This is a genomic window from Ramlibacter sp. GS1-15 (genome assembly GCF_057785015.1).
The window spans coordinates 233295-251538 of sequence record NZ_JBYNTU010000002.1; the positions used below are offsets into that span (position 1 = coordinate 233295).

Sequence of the window (18244 nt, forward strand, 5' to 3'; positions counted from 1 at the left end):
CGGATGAAGGAGTCGTTTCGCATCTTCGCCCAGCGGGCCTCCGAGGCCGCCGGCTCGCCCTGGGCGTTCCTCACGGCGTTGAGCGGTGTCGGGGTCTGGCTGGCGCTGGGCCCGGTGTTCGGGTTCACCGATACCTGGCAACTCACCATGAGCACCATCTGCTCGATCATCCCGTCGCTCATGGTGTTCCTGATCCAGAACACGCAGAACCGCGACGCCAAGGCCATGCAGCTCAAGCTCGACGAGCTGATCCGGGCCACGGGCGCCGCGCGCAACCAGCTGATCCATCTCGAAGCCATGTCGGACAGCGAACTGGAATTCCTCGAGAAGGAATTCGAGCGGATGCGCGCCACGCGGCAGCGCGTCGGCGTGGTCGAGGTTCAGGCCGCGGAGACGACGCGCAGCACCTCGACGCCGTAGGCCTCGAGCTTCTTCGTGCCGATGCCGCTGATGCCTTGCAGCTCGCCCAGCGACTTCGGCGCGAGCGCGGCGATGGCCGCCAGCGTCGCGTCGTGGAAGATCACGTAGGCCGGCAGGTTGTGTTCGCGCGCGATCTCGGCGCGCCACGCCTTCAGGGCCGCGAAGCGCGCCTGCCCCGAGCCGGTCAGGCCGGCGCTGACGGCGGCGGCCGCCGGCGCGCTGGCGCGCCGGCGTGAACCGCCCTGCTGCGAGATGGATTCGCGCAGCAGCACCTGGGCCTCACCTTTGAGCACCGCACGCGAGCCTTCGGTGAGGCGCAGCGTGTTGAACGCCTCGCTGTCCACGGCCAGTGCCCCGGTCGCGACCAGCTGGCGCAGCACGCCGCGCAACTGCGCCTCGCTGAACGCCGCGCCGATGCCGAAAGTGGACAGCCGCTCGTGCCCGAATTGCGCGACCTTCTCGGTCGCCTTGCCGCGCACGATGTCCATGATGTGGCCAGCGCCGAACGAGATGCCGCTTTGCTGCTGCACGCGGTAGACCGTCGAGAGCAATTTGCGCGCGGCGTCCGTGCCGTCCCACACCTGCGGCGGCGCGAGGCAGTTGTCGCAGTTGCCGCAGGGCGTCGAGTGCTCGCCGAAATAGCGCAGCAGCCGCACGCGCCGGCAGTCGGTCGCCTCGGCCAGCGCGAGCAGCGCGTCGAGCTTGCCGCGCATCACCTGCTTGAACTCGTCGGGCGCCGGGCTCTCGTCGATCATGCGGCGCTGGTTCACCACGTCCTGCAGGCCGTACAGCATCCAGGCGGCCGACGGCAGGCCGTCGCGGCCGGCGCGCCCGGTCTCCTGGTAATAGCCTTCGATGTTCTTGGGCATGTCCAGGTGCGCGACGAAGCGCACGTCGGGCTTGTCGATGCCCATGCCGAAGGCGATGGTCGCGACCATCACGATGGCTTCTTCGCGCAGGAAGCGGTCCTGGTGGCGCTGGCGCATGTCGGCCTCGAGGCCCGCGTGGTAGGGCAGCGCGCGGATGCCGTGGCTCGCGAGCAGTGCGGCCGTGTCCTCGACGCGCTTGCGCGTCTGGCAATACACGATGCCGGCTTCGCCCTCGTGCTCGCGCTCGATGAAGCGCAGCAGCTGCGCCGACGGGTCTTTCTTCTCGGCGATGGCGTAGGAGATGTTGGGCCGATCGAAGCTGCTGACGAACTGGCGCGCCTGCTGCAGCTGCAGCCGCTCGACGATGTCTTCGCGCGTGATGGCGTCGGCCGTGGCCGTGAGCGCGATCCGCGGCACCGAGGCGAAGCGCTCGTGCAGCACGGTGAGCGCGCGGTACTCGGGCCGGAAGTCGTGACCCCATTGGCTCACGCAATGCGCCTCGTCGATGGCAAAGAGCGAGAGCAGGCCGCGCTCGTGCAGCGCGTCGAGCTGCGACAGGAAGCGGGGCGTGGTCACGCGCTCGGGCGCCGCATACAGCAGCGTCAACTCGCCGCGCGCCAGGCGCTTTTCGATCGCCCAGGCCTCGTCGCCGCTGAGGGTGGAATTGAGGAACGCCGCCTCGACGCCCGCCTCGTGCAGCGCGCCGACCTGGTCGTGCATCAAGGCGATCAAGGGCGAAACGACGACCGTGGCGCCGCGCCCTCGCCGCTGGCGGACGATGGCCGGGACCTGGTAGCAGAGCGACTTGCCGCCGCCGGTGGGCATGAGCACGAGCGCGTCGCCGCCGGCGACGACGTGGTCGATGATGTCGGCTTGGGGTCCGCGGAACTGCTCGTAGCCGAAAACTTCGCGGAGGACGGATTGGGGTGACGGCAAGATGGCCCTGATTGTCCCGGACTTATGGCCGGGTCCCTACAATGAACGCACCATGAAGCCAATCGTCTACACCCGCGGACAGGAACTGCCGCGCATCCTCGAGCAGCGCATCGCGATCCTCGACGGGGCGATGGGCACCATGATGCAGCGCTTCCGCTTGTCCGAGGCCGACTACCGCGGCGAGCGGTTCAAGGACCATCCCAAGGACCTGCGCAACAACGGCGACCTGCTGACGCTCACGCGGCCGGACATCGTGCGCGACATCCACGAGTCCTACCTCGCATCCGGCGTCGACATCATCGAGACCAACACCTTCGGCGCCACGCGCGTCGCGCAGGAGGACTATGGCCTGGCGGACATCGCGCTGGAGCTGAATCGCGAGTCGGCCAAGCTCGCGCGCTCGGCCGCCGACAAGTTCACCACGCCCGACAAGAAACGCTTCGTCGCCGGCGCACTCGGCCCCACGCCGAAGACCGCGAGCATCAGCCCGGACGTGAACGATCCCGGTGCACGCAATGTCGACTTCGAGCAGCTGCGCCTGTCGTACTACGAGCAGGCCAAGGGCCTGACCGAAGGCGGCGCGGACCTGCTGCTGGTCGAGACGATCTTCGACACGCTCAACGCGAAGGCCGCGCTGTTCGCCATCGACGAGTGGTTCGAGGAATCGGGCGAGCGCCTGCCGGTGATCATCAGCGGCACGGTGACCGATGCTTCGGGTCGGATCCTCAGCGGCCAGACGGTGCCGGCCTTCTGGTACAGCGTGCGCCATGCGCGCCCGCTCGCCGTGGGGCTCAATTGCGCGCTCGGCGCCGCACTGATGCGGCCCTACATCCAGGAGCTGGCGAAGGTCGCCGGCGACACCTACATCAGCTGCTACCCGAACGCCGGCCTGCCCAACCCGATGGCCGAAACCGGCTTCGACGAGACCCCCGAAGTGACCTCGCGCCTGCTGCGCGAGTTCGCCGCCGAGGGGCTGGTGAATATCGTCGGCGGCTGCTGCGGCACCACGCCGGAGCACATCGCGGCGATCCGCGAGGCGGTGCAGCCGCTGGCGGCGCGCAGCCTGCAGCGCGAGTTCTTCTACAAAGAGGCCGCTTAAGGCCCTCCATCCGACCCGCCCGGCGGGCGATAACCCGCCGGGCCCCGGTACGTCCACGCGATGCCGGTAAGCCCGCCTGTCCGAGCTCCCAGTGTCTTCGCCTTCGCCCAGGAAGTCTTGCCGATCTTTCTTCATTGAGCGGGAGCGGCGGTAAACTTTTCGGCATGGATGCCTTGGACAGAAAAATCCTCGCCGTGCTGCAGAAAAACGCCCGCGCCAGCCTGCAGGAAGTGGGGCAGGCGGTGGGCCTGTCGACCTCGCCCTGCTGGGAGCGCATCCGCAAGATGGAGCAGGCCGGCGTGATCGAGGGCTACACCGTGCGCCTGAACGGCCCGGCGCTGGGCTGGCAGGACACCGTGCTGGTGCAGGTCACGCTCGACAGCCACTCGGACAACACGCTGGAGAAGTTCGGCGAGACGCTGGCGGCGATCCCCGAAGTGGTCGAGGCCTACCTCGTGTCGGGCGAGTACGACTACCTGTTGCGGGTGGCGGTGAAGGACACGCGCGACTACGAGCGGCTCTTGCGTGAGCGCCTGTACAAGATCAAGGGCATCCGCCACAGCAAGTCGAGCTTCGTGCTTCGCACGCTGAAGAAGGCGGACCTGCCGCTGTGAAGCCGGTCGCGCGGCCGGGCACGGCGCGTGCTTATGTCACGGCGTCTCCTCGGTTGGGCACTTTGCAAGTTTCTTCAGCCCGACCCTTCATGCCCCCCGGAGCCGGCCCAGCTTCGGGGGACTTTTTCTTTCTTTAGAATCGGGGCTGCTCAAGGAGCGCTGCAGCGTCCAGGCCCACCGCCCGGCGTCAGGCTTGAGATGTCCCAACCGCGCTCACCTGCAATTCCGAGGTGAGACATGCGCGAACGAGAACTGCCCCCCCTGCGACTTTCCGGCCTCGAGCCCGTGGCCATCGGGCCCGGGAGCCTGTTCGTGAACATCGGCGAGCGCACCAACGTCACCGGTTCCAAGGTCTTCGCGCGCATGATCCTGGCCGGCCAGTTCGAGCAGGCGCTGGCCGTGGCGCGCCAGCAGGTGGAGAACGGCGCCCAGGTCATCGACATCAACATGGACGAGGCCATGCTGGACAGCAAGGCCGCCATGGTGCGCTTCCTGCAACTGATCGCGAGCGAGCCGGACATCGCCAAGGTGCCGGTGATGATCGACTCCTCGAAGTGGGAGGTGATCGAGGCCGGCCTGCGCTGCATCCAGGGCAAGGGCATCGTGAACTCGATTTCCATGAAGGAGGGCATCGCGGAGTTCAAGCGCCAGGCGAAGCTGGTCAAGCGCTACGGCGCGGCGACGGTGGTGATGGCGTTCGACGAGCAGGGCCAGGCCGACTCCTACCAGCGCAAGATCGAGATCTGCGAGCGCGCCTACCGCATCCTGGTCGACGAGCTCGATTTCCCGCCCGAGGACATCATCTTCGACCCGAACATCTTCGCGATCGCCACCGGCATCGAGGAGCACGACAACTACGCCGTCGACTTCATCGAGGCGACGAAGTGGATCAAGCAGAACCTGCCGGGCGCAAAGGTGTCGGGCGGCGTGTCGAACGTGAGCTTCTCCTTCCGCGGCAACGACCCGGTGCGCGAGGCGATCCACACCGTGCTCCTGTACCACGCGATCCAGGCGGGCATGGACATGGGGATCGTCAACGCGGGCATGGTCGGCGTGTACGACGAGGTCGAGCCGGAACTGCGCGAGCGCGTCGAGGACGTCGTGCTCAATCGCCGACCCGACGCGGCCGAGCGGCTGATCGAGATCGCCGAGGCGGCCAAGGGCGCGGCCAAGGACGACACCAAGCGCAACGAATGGCGCGCGCTGAACGTGGAGCAGCGCCTGGCGCACGCGCTGGTGCACGGCATCACCGACCACATCGTGGCGGACACCGAAGAGGCGTACCGCGCGATCCTGGCGAAGGGCGGCCGGCCGCTGCACGTGATCGAAGGCCCGCTGATGGACGGCATGAACATCGTGGGCGACCTGTTCGGCCAGGGCAAGATGTTCCTGCCGCAGGTGGTGAAGTCCGCCCGCGTGATGAAGCAGGCCGTGGCCCACCTCATTCCCTACATCGAGGAAGAAAAGAAGCAGCAGGCCGCGGCCGGCGAGGAGATCCGCTCCAAGGGCAAGATCATCATCGCCACGGTGAAGGGCGACGTGCACGACATCGGCAAGAACATCGTCACCGTCGTCCTCCAGTGCAACAACTTCGAGGTCGTGAACATGGGCGTGATGGTCCCGTGCCACGAGATCCTGGCGAAGGCGAAGGTCGAGGGCGCGGACATCGTCGGCCTGTCGGGCCTGATCACGCCCTCGCTCGAGGAGATGCAATACGTCGCCAGCGAGATGCAGAAGGACGAGCATTTCCGCATCAAGAAGATCCCGCTCTTGATCGGCGGTGCGACCACCAGTCGCGTGCACACCGCCGTGAAGATCGCGCCGCACTACGAAGGCCCGGTGGTGTACGTGCCGGATGCATCGCGCAGCGTGAGCGTCGCGCAGGGGCTGCTGTCGGACCAGGCGACGAAGTACATCGCCGAGGTCGAAGCCGACTACGAGCGCGTGCGTATCCAGCACGCCAACAAGAAGCAGGTGCCGCTGTGGCCGCTGGCGAAGGCGCGCGCCAACAAGACGCCGATCGACTGGTCGCACTACACGCCCCCGCAGCCGAAGTTCATCGGCCGCCGCGTGTTCAGGAACTTCGACCTGGCGGAACTGGCGAAGTACATCGACTGGGGCCCGTTCTTCCAGACCTGGGACCTGGCCGGGCGCTTCCCCGACATCCTCAAGGACGAGGTCGTCGGCACCGAGGCGGTGCGCGTCTACGCCGACGGCCAGCGCATGCTCAAGCGCCTGATCGAGGGCCGCTGGCTGACGGCCAACGCGGTGGTCGGCTTGTGGCCGGCCAACACCGTCAACGACGACGACATCCAGCTCTACACCGATGAATCGCGCAAGGATGTGGCGATGACCTGGTTCGGGCTGCGCCAGCAGGCGGAGAAGCAGGCGGTCGACGGCGTGATGCGCCCGAGCCGCTGCCTGGCGGACTTCGTCGCGCCCAGGGGCGTCGCCAACGACTATCTCGGCGCCTTCGCGGTGACGGCGGGCATCGGGGTCGAGAAGAAGGAGAAGTACTTCCTCGACGACCTGGACGACTACTCGGCGATCATGCTCAAGGCGTTGGCGGACCGCCTCGCCGAAGCCTTTGCCGAAGCGATGCACGAGCGCGTCCGGAAAGACCTGTGGGGCTACGCACCCGATGAATCGCTGTCGCTCGAGGACCAGATCGCCGAGAAGTACCGCGGCATCCGGCCCGCGCCCGGCTATCCGGCTTGCCCGGACCACAGCGTCAAGCGCGATCTGTTCGAACTGCTGCAGGCGCAAGAGGCCGGCCTGGGCCTGACCGAGTCGCTGGCGATGACGCCGGCGGCCAGCGTGAGCGGCTTCTACTTCTCGCACCCCGAAAGCGCGTATTTCAACGTCGGCAGGATCGGCGACGACCAGGTCGAGGACCTCGCGCGCCGGCGCGGCGCCGACGTGGCGCAGCTCAAGCGGCTGCTGGCGCCGAACCTGTAGGGCGCAAGGCGATGCGCTGGGCCGCCCACAGCGCGGCCGCGCCGAGCGCGCTCAGCGCGAACAGCAGCCACAGGCCCCAGGTGTAGCCCGCCTGCGCGGTCCACAGCGCGCCCATCAGCCAGGGCATCAGTGCGCGCGCGATCGCCGTCGGCACGCCCAGCGCCCCGTTGAGCAAGGCGACGTGCTCGCGGCTCACGTATTGCGCGATCGCGGTGCCCTTGACGATCGTCATCATCCCGTTGCCCAGGCCGAAGAAGGCGACGAACAGAAGGGCGGCCCAGGCGTGGCCGGTGCCCGCGATCAGGAAAGCCAGGCCGATCGGGATCAGCAGCGGGATCGCACGGTTGGCCACGTGCAGGTCGAAGTGGTGCTCGAAAAAGAACAGCAGCAGGCGTCCGACCACCTGGATCGCGCCGATGCTCGCCGGGATCGCGATCACCCAGCGCTCGTCGAGGCCGGCACCGCGCAACAGGCTGATCATGTGCGGCGGAAGGGCCGCCGTCACGGCGAGCATGCCCACGGTGAACGCCCCGACCAGCAGGAAGGGCGCGCTGCGCAGGTGATCACGGGCCGACGTGGCACGCACCTCCTCGCGCACGACCGGCGCCTGCGCGCCGCGCAATTGCACCGCATGGATCGGCGCGCAGATGAAGAGCTGCAATGCGGCCAGCACCCACAACGCATGCCGCCAGCCCAGCGAGGTGATCAGCCACGCCGACAGCGGAATGAACACGGTGCTCGCCAGCCCGCCGAGGAAGGTGAGGGTGATGATGGCGCGCCGGAAATCCTGCGGAAAGCGCCGCGTCACCACGGAGAACACCGGTGTGTACAGGATGGCGGCGAGCGACGCGCCCAGCCCCAGCCACACGGCATAAAAGCCGGCGGCCGTCGTCACGACGCTGTGCGCGAGCAGGCAACCGCCCGCCAGCAGCGAGCCGCCCGTCATCACGGCGCGCTCGTGGCCGGCATCGATCCAGTGGCCGACTGGATAAGCGGCCACCCCCTCGGCCAGCAAGGCCAGGCTGAATGCGAGCGAGGACTGCGCGCGCGTCAGGCCCAGCTCCCGCTCGACCGGCTCGAGCAGCAGCGAGAACGTGTAGAAGATGCCGCCCCAGGCGATCAGCTGGGCCAGCGAGAGCCAGAAGACAAGGCGGCGTTCCGTAGCCATCCCGGCGATTGTCCACGGCCGAAGGGCTTGTCAGTTTAGTTTGCGTTGATATAAACTAAATTAAATTGAGAGAGACTCCCCATCCATGCCGCCCCGCGCCTACAACAACGAGACCCGCCTGCAGCAACAGGCCGAGCTGAAGGCGCGCATTGCCGCCGCGGCGGCCGACCTGCACGCGACCCAGGGCGCGCTGGCCACCTCGTACGCGCAGGTCGCCGAGCGGGCCGGCGTGTCGCTGCCCACCGTCTACAAGCACTACCCGACTTTGGACGACCTGGTGCAGGCTTGCACCGGACACGTGGCCGCGCAGGCGCCGACGTTCCCGCAGGCTCGCGTGATGGACGCGGCCGACCTCGCCACGGCGGCGCAGGCGCTGGTGGACGCGTGCGACGCGCTCAACGCGCATTTCGAGCCTTGGGCCGCCTGGCGCGAGCACCATCGCATCGAGGCGTTGCGCACGCTGGTCGATACCCGGCGCCGCCAGATGCGCGCCTTGTGCGAGGCCCTGCTGGCCCGGCACGGCGCCGCGGCGCCGAACCGCGATGAAGTCGCGGCCCTCTGGGAGACCCTTCTTTCCTTCGACACCTGGCAGCGGCTCGTGCGCGAGCACAAGCTGGCGCGCAGCACCGTGCGCCGCCGCCAGGCCGAGCTGCTGCTCGCTGCCCTCGGACCGCCGCCTGCAGCCATGTCCACCCCGCGTCCGAGAAGAAAGAGTGCCCGATGAACACGCCGCAACCGCGCCCCTCCATCCACCGTGTCGCGCCCGACACCTGGCGCATCAGCATCGCCATGCCGCCCGAATTCATTCCGGGCGGGTTCTCGTTCAACCAGTACCTGGTGGTTGACGACAAGCCGCTGCTGTTCCACACCGGGCCGCGCAAGCTGTTTCCGCTGGTGCGATCGCAGATCGAGACCGTGATGCCGGTCGCGAAACTGCGCTACATCGCGTTCTCGCATTACGAGGCCGACGAATGCGGCGCCCTGCAGGACTTCCTTTCCGCAGCGCCCGAAGCGCGGCCGGTCTGCAGCCGCGTGGCCGCCATGATCGCGATCAGGGACCAGGTCGACGTCGAGCCAGTGGCGATGAACGACGGCGACGTGCTGGACCTGGGCGCGCACCAGGTCGTGTGGCAGTCGACCCCGCACCTGCCGCATGGCTGGGAATGCGGCTATCTGTACGACCGCACGAGCGGCACGCTGTTCTGCGGCGACCTGTTCACGCAGCCCGGCATGGGCGAGGAGCCGCTCACGCGCGGCGACATCCTCACGCCCAGCGAAGCGTTCCGCCGGCAGGAAGACTATTACTCGCACACCGGCAACCTGCCCGCGATGATCGAGAAGCTCGCGCGGCTCGAACCCAAGGTGCTCGCCTGCATGCACGGCAGCGCGTGGGCCGGCGACGGCGCGGCGATGCTGCGCCAGCTGGGCACGGCACTGGCCGCCTGACGCGCGTCAGGCCCCGGCCGCGAGCGCCCGCCGGTACTGCACCGCCTCGGCCACGTGCGCGACCTGCGTGGCCGGCGCCCCGGCAAGGTCCGCGATCGTGCGCGCCACCTTCATGGCCCGATGCGTGGCGCGCGCGCTCCAGCCCAGGCGCGCCGAGGCGATGTTCAGGAACTTCGCGGCGGCATCATCGAGCCCGGCGTGCAAGTCGATCTCCTTGCCCTGCAGCGCGCAATTGGCCTTGCCCTGGCGCTGCATCGAACGCTCGCGCGCCGCCGCACAGCGCTCGCGCACCCGCGACGTCGCCTCGCCCGCCGGCGCGTGCAACAGCTCCTCGGCGCGCATCGCGGGCACCTCGACATGAAGGTCGATCCGATCGAGCAGCGGGCCACTGAGCCTGGACTGGTAACGCGCGACCTGGTCGGGCGTGCAGCGGCAGGCGCGGTGCGACGCGCCCAGCCAGCCGCAGGGGCAAGGGTTCATCGCGCCGACGAACTGGAAACGCGCCGGGAAGTCGGCGCGATGAGCGGCCCGCGTGATGGTGATCTGCCCGGTCTCGAGCGGCTCGCGCAAGGCCTCCAGGGCGGCGCGCGGGAACTCGGGGAGTTCGTCGAGAAACAGCACGCCGTTGTGCGCCAGCGAGATCTCGCCCGGGCGGGGCGGCGAGCCGCCGCCCACCAGCGACACGGCGCTCGCGGTGTGGTGCGGCGTGCGCGTCGGCCGCGTGCCCCACGCCGACGGCGCGAAGCGGCCGGCGAGGCTGGCGATGGCCGCGGTCTGCAGCGCCTCGTCCACCGACAGGGGCGGCAGCAGGCCGGCGAAGCGCTGCGCCAGCATCGACTTGCCCGAACCCGGCGGGCCGAGCAGCAGCAGTGAATGGCCGCCGGCCGCGGCGATTTCCAGCGCGCGCTTCGCAGCCGATTGCCCCTTCACGTCAGCGAGATCGGGATACACGCCGGCGTTCAGCACCGCTTGCGCTTCCAGGCGCGACCAGCCCTCGGCTGGCGCATCCTGCCCTTCCTGCGCCGGCATGAACTGGCGCGCGACATCGAGCAGGTGGTTCGCGCGGTAGACCTGCGCCCCCGGCACCAGCGCCGCTTCATCGGCGCTGCCTGGCGGCAGCACGAGCCGGGTTCGCGCGCCGCCGGCATGCAGGGCCAGGCTCATCGCAAGCGCGCCGCGCACCGGCCGCAGTTCGCCCGAAAGCGACAGCTCGCCCGCGAATTCCCAGCCCGCCAGGCGGCCCGCATCGAGCTGCCCGCTGGCGGCCAGGATGCCCAACGCGATCGGCAGGTCGAATCGCCCGGAGTCCTTCGGCAGGTCCGCCGGTGCCAGGTTGACGGTGATCCGTTTGTTGTGGGGAAATTCGAAGCCGCAGTTCTGCAGGGCCGAGCGGACGCGCTCGCGCGCCTCTTTCACCTCGACATCGGCCAAGCCGACGAGCATGAAGTTGGGCAGGCCATTGGCCAAGTGAACCTCGACAGTGACGGCCGAAGCGTGCAGACCCACCAGTGCCCGGCTTTGCACCAATGACAGGCTCATCGAGTCGTTCCTCCCCATTCGGGTGCATAACGCACCACGTGCGCCGGAACGCGTCGCCCGCGCACCACGCGCGTGCGGATCCGCCCTCCAGCCCGGCTTCAGCCCATCACAACGGCCGCGCCATGCGGGTCGTGCACTCGCTCCAGCGTTCTTGTGACGTTTGGCACGCTCCCTGCTACGAGGGCTCCTGCCCCTTCCTTTATCTCAGGAGAACTCAGTGGATTCGAAGAAGCTCGCCCCGAAGATGGTCCTCGCGGTCCTCGCCCTGTCGGGCGCCGCGTTCGCGCAGACCAAGGCCCCGGAACCGGACTACACGCTGTCGTACAACATCGGTGCCGTCACCGAATACCGCTACCGCGGCATTTCGCAGTCGGCGCGCGAACCCGCGCTGCAGGGCGGCATCGACTTCGCCCACAAGAGCGGCTGGTATGTCGGCACCTGGGCGTCCACCATCAAGTGGATCAAGGACTCCTCGATCCCCGGCGGCCCCCAGGCCAAGGGTCCGGTGGAAATCGATCTCTACGGCGGCTACAAGGGCAGCATCAGCGACGCGCTCTCCTACGACGTCGGCGGCCTCGAATACTGGTACGCGGGCAACACGCTCAAGCACATCACGGGCGAGAACGCCAACACCTTCGAGCTGTACGGCGCGCTGACGTACAGCATCTTCACCGCCAAGTATTCGCACAGCCTCACCAACCTGTTCGGCACGCCGAACAGCAAGCAAAGCGGCTACCTGGACCTGTCGGCCGCGGTCGACCTGGGCAACGGCTACTCGGTCACGCCGCACGTGGGCTGGCAGCGCATCAAGAACTTCGGCACCTACATGGACTACTCGCTCACGGGCGCCAAGGACCTGGGCAATGGCCTGTCGGTGAGCCTGGCCGTGATCGGCACCAACTGGAAGAGCCACTTCGGCTTCCCCTACACGCTGCCCGGCAGCGGCACGAAGGACCTCGGCAAGGCCAACCTGGTCGCCGGGATCAAGAAGACCTTCTGACGTCCCGGCACGAACAGAAGGACAAGCCATCCGTCCCCAAGGAGATCACATGAAACTCGTAACGGCCATCATCAAGCCATTCAAGCTGGACGAGGTGCGCGAAGCCCTCTCCGGCATCGGGGTGCAGGGCATCACCGTCACCGAAGTCAAGGGCTTCGGACGCCAGAAAGGCCACACCGAGCTGTACCGCGGCGCGGAGTACGTGGTGGACTTCCTGCCCAAGGTGAAGATCGAGGCGGCGGTGTCCGACGACCTCGTCGACCGCGTGATCGAAGCCGTCGAGGGCGCGGCCCGCACCGGCAAGATCGGGGACGGGAAGATCTTCGTGTACGACCTGGAGCAGGTCGTGCGCATCCGCACGGGTGAAACCGGAAAGGAGGCGCTCTAAGCGCCGCCTGGACACGACAAGAGAGACGACACCATGAAACGACTTCTCGTATCCCTGGCCCTCGGCTGGGGCCTCCTGGCGGGCGGCGCTGCGCTGGCCCAGACCCCGGCGGCGCCGGCGTCGGCTGCCGCGGCACCGGCCGCATCCGCTGCTGCCGCCGAAGCCAAGCCTGCGGCCGCCGCACCCGCTGCGGCCGTGGCGGCCTCGGCACCGGCCGCCGCCGCTTCCGCACCCGCGCCCGTCCCCAACAAGGGTGACACCGCGTGGATGACCGTGGCCACCACGCTCGTCATCCTGATGACCATTCCCGGCCTCGCGCTCTTCTACGGCGGCCTGGTGCGCAGCAAGAACATGCTGTCCGTGCTGATGCAGGTCTTCGTGATCACGGCATTGATCTATGTCCTGTGGGCCCTGTACGGCTACAGCCTCGCGTTCACCGCGGGCAACCCGTTCATCGGCAGCTTCGACAAGATCTTCATGAAGGGCATCACGCCGGACTCCGTCGCGGCCACCTTCAGCAAGGGCGTCGTGATCCCGGAACTGAGCTTCATCACCTTCCAGGCGACCTTCGCGGCGATCACCTGCGCGCTGATCATCGGCGCGCTGGCCGAGCGCATCAAGTTCTCGGCGCTGCTGCTGTTCATCGTGCTGTGGTTCACGTTCAGCTACCTGCCCATCGCGCACATGGTGTGGTACTGGGACGGCCCGGACGCGATCACCGACGCCAAGACGCTGGAAACCGTCACCGCCAATGGCGGCTGGCTGTGGGCCAAGGGCGCGCTCGACTTCGCGGGCGGCACCGTGGTGCACATCAACTCCGGCGTCGCCGGCCTGGTGGGCGCCTACCTGGTGGGCAAGCGCATCGGCTTCGGCAAGGAGTCGTTCGCACCGCACAGCCTGACGCTCACGATGGTCGGCGCCTCGCTGCTGTGGGTGGGCTGGTTCGGCTTCAACGCCGGCTCCAACCTGGAAGCCACCGGCACCGCGGGCCTGGCGTTCGCCAACACGCTGTTCGCCACCGCTGCCGCGACGCTGTCGTGGATCGCGGGTGAAGCGCTCGCCAAGGGCAAGGCCTCCATGCTGGGCGCCGCCTCGGGTGCCGTCGCCGGCCTCGTCGCGATCACGCCCGCCTGCGGCTTCGTCGGTGTGATGGGCTCGATCGTGATCGGCCTGATCGCCGGCCTGGTCTGCCTGTGGGGCGTCAACGGCCTCAAGCGCATGCTCGGCGCCGACGACGCGCTGGACGTGTTCGGCGTGCACGCCGTCGGCGGCACGCTGGGCGCGCTGCTGACCGGCGTGTTCTGCTCGCCCTCCCTGGGCGGCACGGGCGTGTACGACTATGTCGCGAACAAGGTCGCGGCCGACTACTCGATCGGCGGCCAGGTCTGGATCCAGTTCCAGGGCGTGCTGACCACCTACATCTGGTCCGGCGTCGTCGCCTTCATCGCCTACAAGATCGTCGACGTGGTGATCGGCCTGCGCGTCTCGGAAGAAGAAGAGCGCGAAGGCCTGGACATCTCCAGCCACGGCGAGACCGCCTACAACCGCTGATCGGCAAGATGCAGCGATAACGATCTCCTTTGGATGTTGGCCCGCGTGAGCTAGCGCTCCGCGGGCCTTTTTTACGCCCGGATCGCGGCACAATGGCCCGATGGTCCGACTGCAAGCAGGTGCGCTCGTCTGCCACATCGAGCCCGAGCTCGGCGGCTGCATCGCGGGCCTCTGGCTGGACGGCACGCCGGTATTGCGCTCGGCGCAGCCCTCGCAGCTCAGCACGGCGCGCCAATCCGGCTGCTACCCCCTCGTGCCCTTCTCGAACCGCATCGCCCAGGCCACGCTGCAGTGGCAGGGCACGCTGTACCCGCTGGTGCGCAACAACGGCGACGAGCCGCATGCGATCCACGGCGTGGGCTGGCAGCGGCCCTGGCAGGTGCTCGACAGCGACACCGGTTTCGCCCTGCTGTCGTTCGAACATCGCGCCGACGAGTCCTGGCCGTTCGCCTTCGACAGCTCGCAGAGCCTGCGGCTCTCGCCCGATTCGCTGGCCTTCACACTGTCGGTCACCAACCAGTCGCAGCAGCCCGCGCCCGCGGGGCTGGGCTGGCACCCCTTCTTCATGAAGCGAGCGGGCGCGCACCTGTCCTTCATCGCCGACGGCCGCTGGGAAATGGGCGAGGACAAGTTGCCGACCCGGCGTGTTCCCAGCGCCGGCTTCGAGGGGCCCTGCGCCACCCTCGACGTGGACCACTGCTTCGAGGGCTGGAGCGGCGCGGCCGTGATGCGCGACGGCGTCTTCGAGATCCGCGTCACGTCCAACCTCTCGCGCCTGGTGGTCTTCACGACGCCCGCGCGCGACGTGATCGCGATCGAGCCCGTCAGCCATGTGAACAACGCGCTCGCGCTGGTCGCCCAGGGCGCCGACGCCGCGGAACTCGGCCTGGTCACGCTCGCGCCCGGCGAATCGCTCACGGCCGACATGACGATCGAAGTGAGGCGCCACGCATGAAGGAATGGACCGCCGTCACGCGCGTGCCCGACCTCCTCGGCGAATCGCCGTTCTGGCATCCGCTGGAGCGCACGCTGTACTGGATCGACATCCCGGGCCGGCAGGTCAAGCGGCTCGACCCGGACGGCATGGCGGAAACCTGGGAGATGCCCAGCGAGCCCGGCTGCATCGCGCCCGTGGACGCCGGCGGCCTGATGATCGCGCTGCGCGACGGCGTCTACCGCGCGACCAGCTGGGGCGGCACGCTCGAATGCGTGGCGCGCATCAACCACGACCCGGCGACCACGCGCTTCAACGACGGCAAGGCCGACCCGGAAGGGCGCTTCTGGGCGGGCACCATCTACGAGCCGCGCGATGCGCGCAAGGCGGAGCTCTATTGCGTCGACCTGCGTCCGGACAACGGCAGCTCGGGCGAGCCGGTCGTGCACTTGAAGGCGCAGAACGCCACCACCGCCAACGGCCTCGCCTGGTCGCCCGACGCGCGCACGATGTACTGGGCCGACACCCCGCGCCACGCGATCTACGCGTGGGACTGGCAGGCCGACGCGAACGCGATGAGCCGGCACCGCGTGTTCCACCAGTTCGCGCCCAAGCCGCCGGACTGGAAGCCGGGCCAGCCGGGCTACCGGGGCCGACCGGACGGCGCGTCGGTCGACGTGGAAGGCAACTACTGGTGCGCGCTGTTCGAAGGACAGCGGCTTGTGAAGTTGTCGCCACGTGGCGAGGTCATCCAGGAGATCGCGCTGCCCCTGCGCTGCCCGACGATGCCATGCTTCGGCGGCGACGACCTGCGCACCTTGTATGTCACGTCGTCGCGCGAGAAACGCCCGGCCGAAGAGCTGGAAGAGTTTCCGCTTTCGGGCCACGTGATCGCCACCCGGGTCGATGTTGCCGGGCTGCCGGTCAATTTCGTCAGGACCTGATCCAAAAAAATTCAGCCCCGGTGCAGCGGGATCGGTGGCCGGCACGCGCTTACCATTGAAGCGATGACTGTCGAGCAAGTGATCGCGACAATCCAGGCTGCGGCCCGCCATGGCACGCCCCTGCGCATCCGCGGCGGCGGCAGCAAGGATTTCTATGGCGAGCCGGCCGGCGGCGAGGAGCTCTCCACGCTGGGCCTTGCCGGTATCACCCATCACGAACCGAGCGAGCTGGTCGTCACCGTGCGCGCAGGCACGCCGATCGCGGAGCTCGAAGCCGTGCTGGCGGAACATGGCCAGTGTTTGCCCTTCGAGCCGCCGCGCTTCGCCGGCGGCGCGACGGTGGGCGGCATGGTCGCCTCGGGCTTGAGCGGCCCGGCGCGAGCCAGCGTCGGCCCCGTGCGCGATTACGTCTTGGGGCTGACGATGATCAACGGCCGCGGCGAGCTGCTCACCTTCGGCGGCCAGGTGATGAAGAACGTCGCGGGCTATGACGTGTCGCGCCTGATGGCCGGCGCACTGGGCACGCTCGGGCTCATCGTCGAGGTGAGCCTCAAGGTGCTGCCGATCGCGGCGGCGCAAGCGACGCTGCGCTTCGAGCTGCCCCAGCACGAGGCCTTGCGCCGTTTGAACGAATGGGGCGGCCGGCCGCTGCCGCTGAACGCGAGCTGCTGGATCGACGGCGCCTTGTTCCTGCGCCTGCGCGGCGCGGCCGCCGCGGTGGAAGCCGCCTACGCGATGCTCGGTGGCGAGCGCACGCACTTCGATTGGGCGGCTTGCCGCGACCAGCAGCTGCCCTGGTTCGCTGCGCGCGGCGAGCGCGATCTGTGGCGCGTGTCGGTCCCGCAGACGGCGCCGGTGCTGGACCTGCCCGAACCACCGCTCATCGAGTGGCAGGGCGGCCAGCGCTGGGTGCGCGTGAAGCCGGGCGCGGGCGCACGCATCCGCGAGGTGGCGGCGCGCGCCGGCGGCCACGCGACCTTGTTCCGCCCGGCCGACCCGGCGGCGGCCGGCCGCTTCACGCCGCTTGCGGCACCGCTGGACCGCATCCATCGCGAGCTCAAGCGCGAGTTCGATCCCGCCGGCATCTTCAACCGCGGCCGCCTGTATCCGGATCTCTGAATGCAGACCCATCTGTCCGAGCAGTTCAAGGACACGCCCGAGGGCCGTGAAGCCGAGGCCATCCTGCGCAAGTGCGTGCATTGCGGCTTCTGCACCGCGACCTGCCCGACGTACCAGGTGCTGGGCGACGAGCTGGACGGGCCGCGCGGGCGCATCTACCTGATCAAGCAGGTGCTCGAGGGCGAGACGCCGACGCGCGAGACGCAACTGCACCTGGACCGGTGCCTGACCTGCCGCAACTGCGAATCGACCTGCCCCAGTGGCGTGGAGTACGGGCACCTGGTCGACATCGGCCGCAAGGTGGTCGACGAGAAGGTCTCGCGCGGCCCCGGTTCGCGCATGGCGCGCTGGGCATTGAAGGAGGGATTGACCTCGCCCCTGTTCGCGCCGGCGATGGCGCTCGGCCGCGCCGTGCGGCCCCTGCTGCCCCAAGTGCTGAAGGACAAGGTGCCCGCGACGCAGGAGGCGGGCCGCTGGCCCACGCGCGAACACGCGCGCAAGGTGCTGCTGCTCGAAGGCTGCGTGCAGCCGGCGATGATGCCCAACATCAACAGCGCGACCGCCCGCGTACTCGACGCCGCCGGCATCCAGACCCTCGTGGCCAGGGGGGCCGGCTGCTGCGGCGCAATCAGGTTCCACCTGAATGACCAGGAGGGCGGGCGCGCGCAGATGCGCGCCAACATCGACGCGTGGTGGCCCTTCGTCGAGCGTGGCGAAATCGAAAGCATCGTCATGAACGCGTCGGGCTGCGGCGTGACCGTCAAGGACTACGGCCACATGCTCGCGCACGATGCGGCCTATGCCGGGAAAGCCGCGCGCGTGAGCGAGCTGACGCGCGATCTGGGCGAGCTGCTGCCCGACATCGCCGACGCCTTGCGCGGCAAGGTCACCGCACCCGCGAGCGTGATTGCCTATCACCCGCCGTGCACGCTGCAGCACGGGCAGAAGTTGCGCGGCGGCGTCGAGCAAGGCCTGCGCGACCTCGGCTTCGACGTGCGCGTCGCGATGAACGAAGCGCATCTGTGCTGCGGCTCGGCCGGCACCTATTCCCTGCTGCACGCCGACATCGCGCACGAACTGCGCGACCGCAAGCTGGGGCACCTGTCGCAGCTGCAGGCGCAGACTATCGTCTCGGCCAACATCGGCTGCATCACGCACCTGCAGGGCGGCACCGCCACGCCAGTGCGCCACTGGGTCGAGCTGCTCGACCAGGCCCTGCCGCGCTCCTGACATCACCTTGTCAGCAGGCCGGCGCACAG

At 68.7% G+C, this 18244-nt stretch carries 16 protein-coding genes and 1 riboswitch; of the genes, 13 read left to right on the forward strand and 3 right to left on the reverse strand.

Annotation, left to right across the window (positions count from 1 at the left end; translation table 11 throughout):
- Nucleotides 1-3: 3 nt before the first annotated feature.
- On the forward strand, nucleotides 4-420 hold the full coding sequence (locus AC3EF3_RS20135; protein ID WP_488534044.1) for a low affinity iron permease family protein: 417 nt from the start codon (nucleotides 4-6) through the stop codon (nucleotides 418-420).
- Here AC3EF3_RS20135 and recQ read toward each other — a convergent pair.
- Entirely contained in the window at nucleotides 381-2225 is a 1845-nt protein-coding gene (gene recQ, locus AC3EF3_RS20140; protein ID WP_488534045.1) for a DNA helicase RecQ, read from the reverse strand. The genes AC3EF3_RS20135 and recQ overlap by 40 nt on opposite strands.
- A gap of 52 nt (nucleotides 2226-2277) precedes the next feature.
- Here recQ and AC3EF3_RS20145 point away from each other — a divergent pair, with 52 nt between their 5' ends.
- From AC3EF3_RS20145 to metH, 3 genes are all read left to right on the forward strand, one after another.
- Entirely contained in the window at nucleotides 2278-3324 is a 1047-nt protein-coding gene (locus AC3EF3_RS20145) for a homocysteine S-methyltransferase family protein (RefSeq protein ID WP_488534046.1), read from the forward strand.
- Between the two features lie 164 nt (nucleotides 3325-3488).
- Complete coding sequence (locus AC3EF3_RS20150; protein ID WP_488534047.1) at nucleotides 3489-3938, forward strand: Lrp/AsnC family transcriptional regulator; 450 nt, start codon at nucleotides 3489-3491, stop codon at nucleotides 3936-3938.
- 145 nt (nucleotides 3939-4083) lie between these two features.
- A riboswitch (S-adenosyl-L-homocysteine riboswitch) is annotated at nucleotides 4084-4160 on the forward strand.
- A 15-nt stretch (nucleotides 4161-4175) separates the two neighbouring features.
- Nucleotides 4176-6896: a methionine synthase gene (gene metH, locus AC3EF3_RS20155; RefSeq protein ID WP_488534048.1), complete on the forward strand. Its 2721-nt coding sequence runs from the start codon at nucleotides 4176-4178 to the stop codon at nucleotides 6894-6896.
- Here the strand turns inward: metH and AC3EF3_RS20160 are convergent.
- On the reverse strand, nucleotides 6868-8064 hold the full coding sequence (locus AC3EF3_RS20160; RefSeq protein WP_488534049.1) for an MFS transporter: 1197 nt from the start codon (nucleotides 8062-8064) through the stop codon (nucleotides 6868-6870). The genes metH and AC3EF3_RS20160 overlap by 29 nt on opposite strands.
- A gap of 85 nt (nucleotides 8065-8149) precedes the next feature.
- Here AC3EF3_RS20160 and AC3EF3_RS20165 point away from each other — a divergent pair, with 85 nt between their 5' ends.
- Both AC3EF3_RS20165 and AC3EF3_RS20170 read left to right on the forward strand, forming a co-directional pair.
- Nucleotides 8150-8788: a TetR/AcrR family transcriptional regulator gene (locus AC3EF3_RS20165; RefSeq protein ID WP_488534050.1), complete on the forward strand. Its 639-nt coding sequence runs from the start codon at nucleotides 8150-8152 to the stop codon at nucleotides 8786-8788.
- On the forward strand, nucleotides 8785-9510 hold the full coding sequence (locus AC3EF3_RS20170) for an oxygen-binding di-iron domain-containing protein (protein ID WP_488534051.1): 726 nt from the start codon (nucleotides 8785-8787) through the stop codon (nucleotides 9508-9510). The genes AC3EF3_RS20165 and AC3EF3_RS20170 overlap by 4 nt, the downstream gene beginning before the upstream one ends.
- A 6-nt stretch (nucleotides 9511-9516) precedes the next feature.
- Here the strand turns inward: AC3EF3_RS20170 and AC3EF3_RS20175 are convergent, their stop codons facing one another.
- Nucleotides 9517-11049, reverse strand: coding sequence for a YifB family Mg chelatase-like AAA ATPase (locus AC3EF3_RS20175; RefSeq protein ID WP_488534052.1), 1533 nt, complete (start codon nucleotides 11047-11049; stop codon nucleotides 9517-9519).
- Between the two features lie 217 nt (nucleotides 11050-11266).
- Between AC3EF3_RS20175 and AC3EF3_RS20180 the strand changes: the two genes are divergently transcribed.
- The 7 genes from AC3EF3_RS20180 (at nucleotide 11267) to glcF (ending at nucleotide 18215) form a co-directional block, all read left to right on the forward strand.
- On the forward strand, nucleotides 11267-12049 hold the full coding sequence (locus tag AC3EF3_RS20180) for a TorF family putative porin (RefSeq protein ID WP_488534053.1): 783 nt from the start codon (nucleotides 11267-11269) through the stop codon (nucleotides 12047-12049).
- Nucleotides 12050-12098: 49 nt separating this feature from the next.
- The gene (gene glnK / locus AC3EF3_RS20185) at nucleotides 12099-12437 is read left to right on the forward strand and encodes a P-II family nitrogen regulator (protein ID WP_488534054.1); all 339 of its coding nucleotides are present in this window, start codon (nucleotides 12099-12101) and stop codon (nucleotides 12435-12437) included.
- Between the two features lie 33 nt (nucleotides 12438-12470).
- On the forward strand, nucleotides 12471-13988 hold the full coding sequence (locus AC3EF3_RS20190) for an ammonium transporter (protein ID WP_488534055.1): 1518 nt from the start codon (nucleotides 12471-12473) through the stop codon (nucleotides 13986-13988).
- Between the two features lie 100 nt (nucleotides 13989-14088).
- The gene (locus tag AC3EF3_RS20195; RefSeq protein ID WP_488534056.1) at nucleotides 14089-14943 is read left to right on the forward strand and encodes an aldose 1-epimerase; all 855 of its coding nucleotides are present in this window, start codon (nucleotides 14089-14091) and stop codon (nucleotides 14941-14943) included.
- Entirely contained in the window at nucleotides 14940-15866 is a 927-nt protein-coding gene (locus tag AC3EF3_RS20200) for an SMP-30/gluconolactonase/LRE family protein (RefSeq protein WP_488534057.1), read from the forward strand. The genes AC3EF3_RS20195 and AC3EF3_RS20200 overlap by 4 nt, the downstream gene beginning before the upstream one ends.
- Nucleotides 15867-15929: 63 nt before the next feature.
- The gene (glcE, locus tag AC3EF3_RS20205; protein WP_488534058.1) at nucleotides 15930-16985 is read left to right on the forward strand and encodes a glycolate oxidase subunit GlcE; all 1056 of its coding nucleotides are present in this window, start codon (nucleotides 15930-15932) and stop codon (nucleotides 16983-16985) included.
- Complete coding sequence (glcF, locus tag AC3EF3_RS20210; RefSeq protein ID WP_488534059.1) at nucleotides 16986-18215, forward strand: glycolate oxidase subunit GlcF; 1230 nt, start codon at nucleotides 16986-16988, stop codon at nucleotides 18213-18215.
- The last annotated feature ends 29 nt before the right edge of the window (nucleotides 18216-18244 follow it).

What these genes read in the sequence shown, in the direction of transcription:
- AC3EF3_RS20135 (WP_488534044.1), top strand. Translation starts at nt 4, where the DNA reads ATGAAGGAGTCGTTTCGCATCTTCGCCCAGCGGGCCTCCGAGGCCGCC.
- AC3EF3_RS20145 (WP_488534046.1), top strand. Translation starts at nt 2,278, where the DNA reads ATGAAGCCAATCGTCTACACCCGCGGACAGGAACTGCCGCGCATCCTC.
- AC3EF3_RS20150 (WP_488534047.1), top strand. Translation starts at nt 3,489, where the DNA reads ATGGATGCCTTGGACAGAAAAATCCTCGCCGTGCTGCAGAAAAACGCC.
- metH (WP_488534048.1), top strand. Translation starts at nt 4,176, where the DNA reads ATGCGCGAACGAGAACTGCCCCCCCTGCGACTTTCCGGCCTCGAGCCC.
- AC3EF3_RS20160 (WP_488534049.1), bottom strand. Translation starts at nt 8,064, where the DNA reads ATGGCTACGGAACGCCGCCTTGTCTTCTGGCTCTCGCTGGCCCAGCTG.
- AC3EF3_RS20165 (WP_488534050.1), top strand. Translation starts at nt 8,150, where the DNA reads ATGCCGCCCCGCGCCTACAACAACGAGACCCGCCTGCAGCAACAGGCC.
- AC3EF3_RS20170 (WP_488534051.1), top strand. Translation starts at nt 8,785, where the DNA reads ATGAACACGCCGCAACCGCGCCCCTCCATCCACCGTGTCGCGCCCGAC.
- AC3EF3_RS20175 (WP_488534052.1), bottom strand. Translation starts at nt 11,049, where the DNA reads ATGAGCCTGTCATTGGTGCAAAGCCGGGCACTGGTGGGTCTGCACGCT.
- glnK (WP_488534054.1), top strand. Translation starts at nt 12,099, where the DNA reads ATGAAACTCGTAACGGCCATCATCAAGCCATTCAAGCTGGACGAGGTG.
- AC3EF3_RS20190 (WP_488534055.1), top strand. Translation starts at nt 12,471, where the DNA reads ATGAAACGACTTCTCGTATCCCTGGCCCTCGGCTGGGGCCTCCTGGCG.
- AC3EF3_RS20195 (WP_488534056.1), top strand. Translation starts at nt 14,089, where the DNA reads ATGGTCCGACTGCAAGCAGGTGCGCTCGTCTGCCACATCGAGCCCGAG.
- AC3EF3_RS20200 (WP_488534057.1), top strand. Translation starts at nt 14,940, where the DNA reads ATGAAGGAATGGACCGCCGTCACGCGCGTGCCCGACCTCCTCGGCGAA.
- glcE (WP_488534058.1), top strand. Translation starts at nt 15,930, where the DNA reads ATGACTGTCGAGCAAGTGATCGCGACAATCCAGGCTGCGGCCCGCCAT.
- glcF (WP_488534059.1), top strand. Translation starts at nt 16,986, where the DNA reads ATGCAGACCCATCTGTCCGAGCAGTTCAAGGACACGCCCGAGGGCCGT.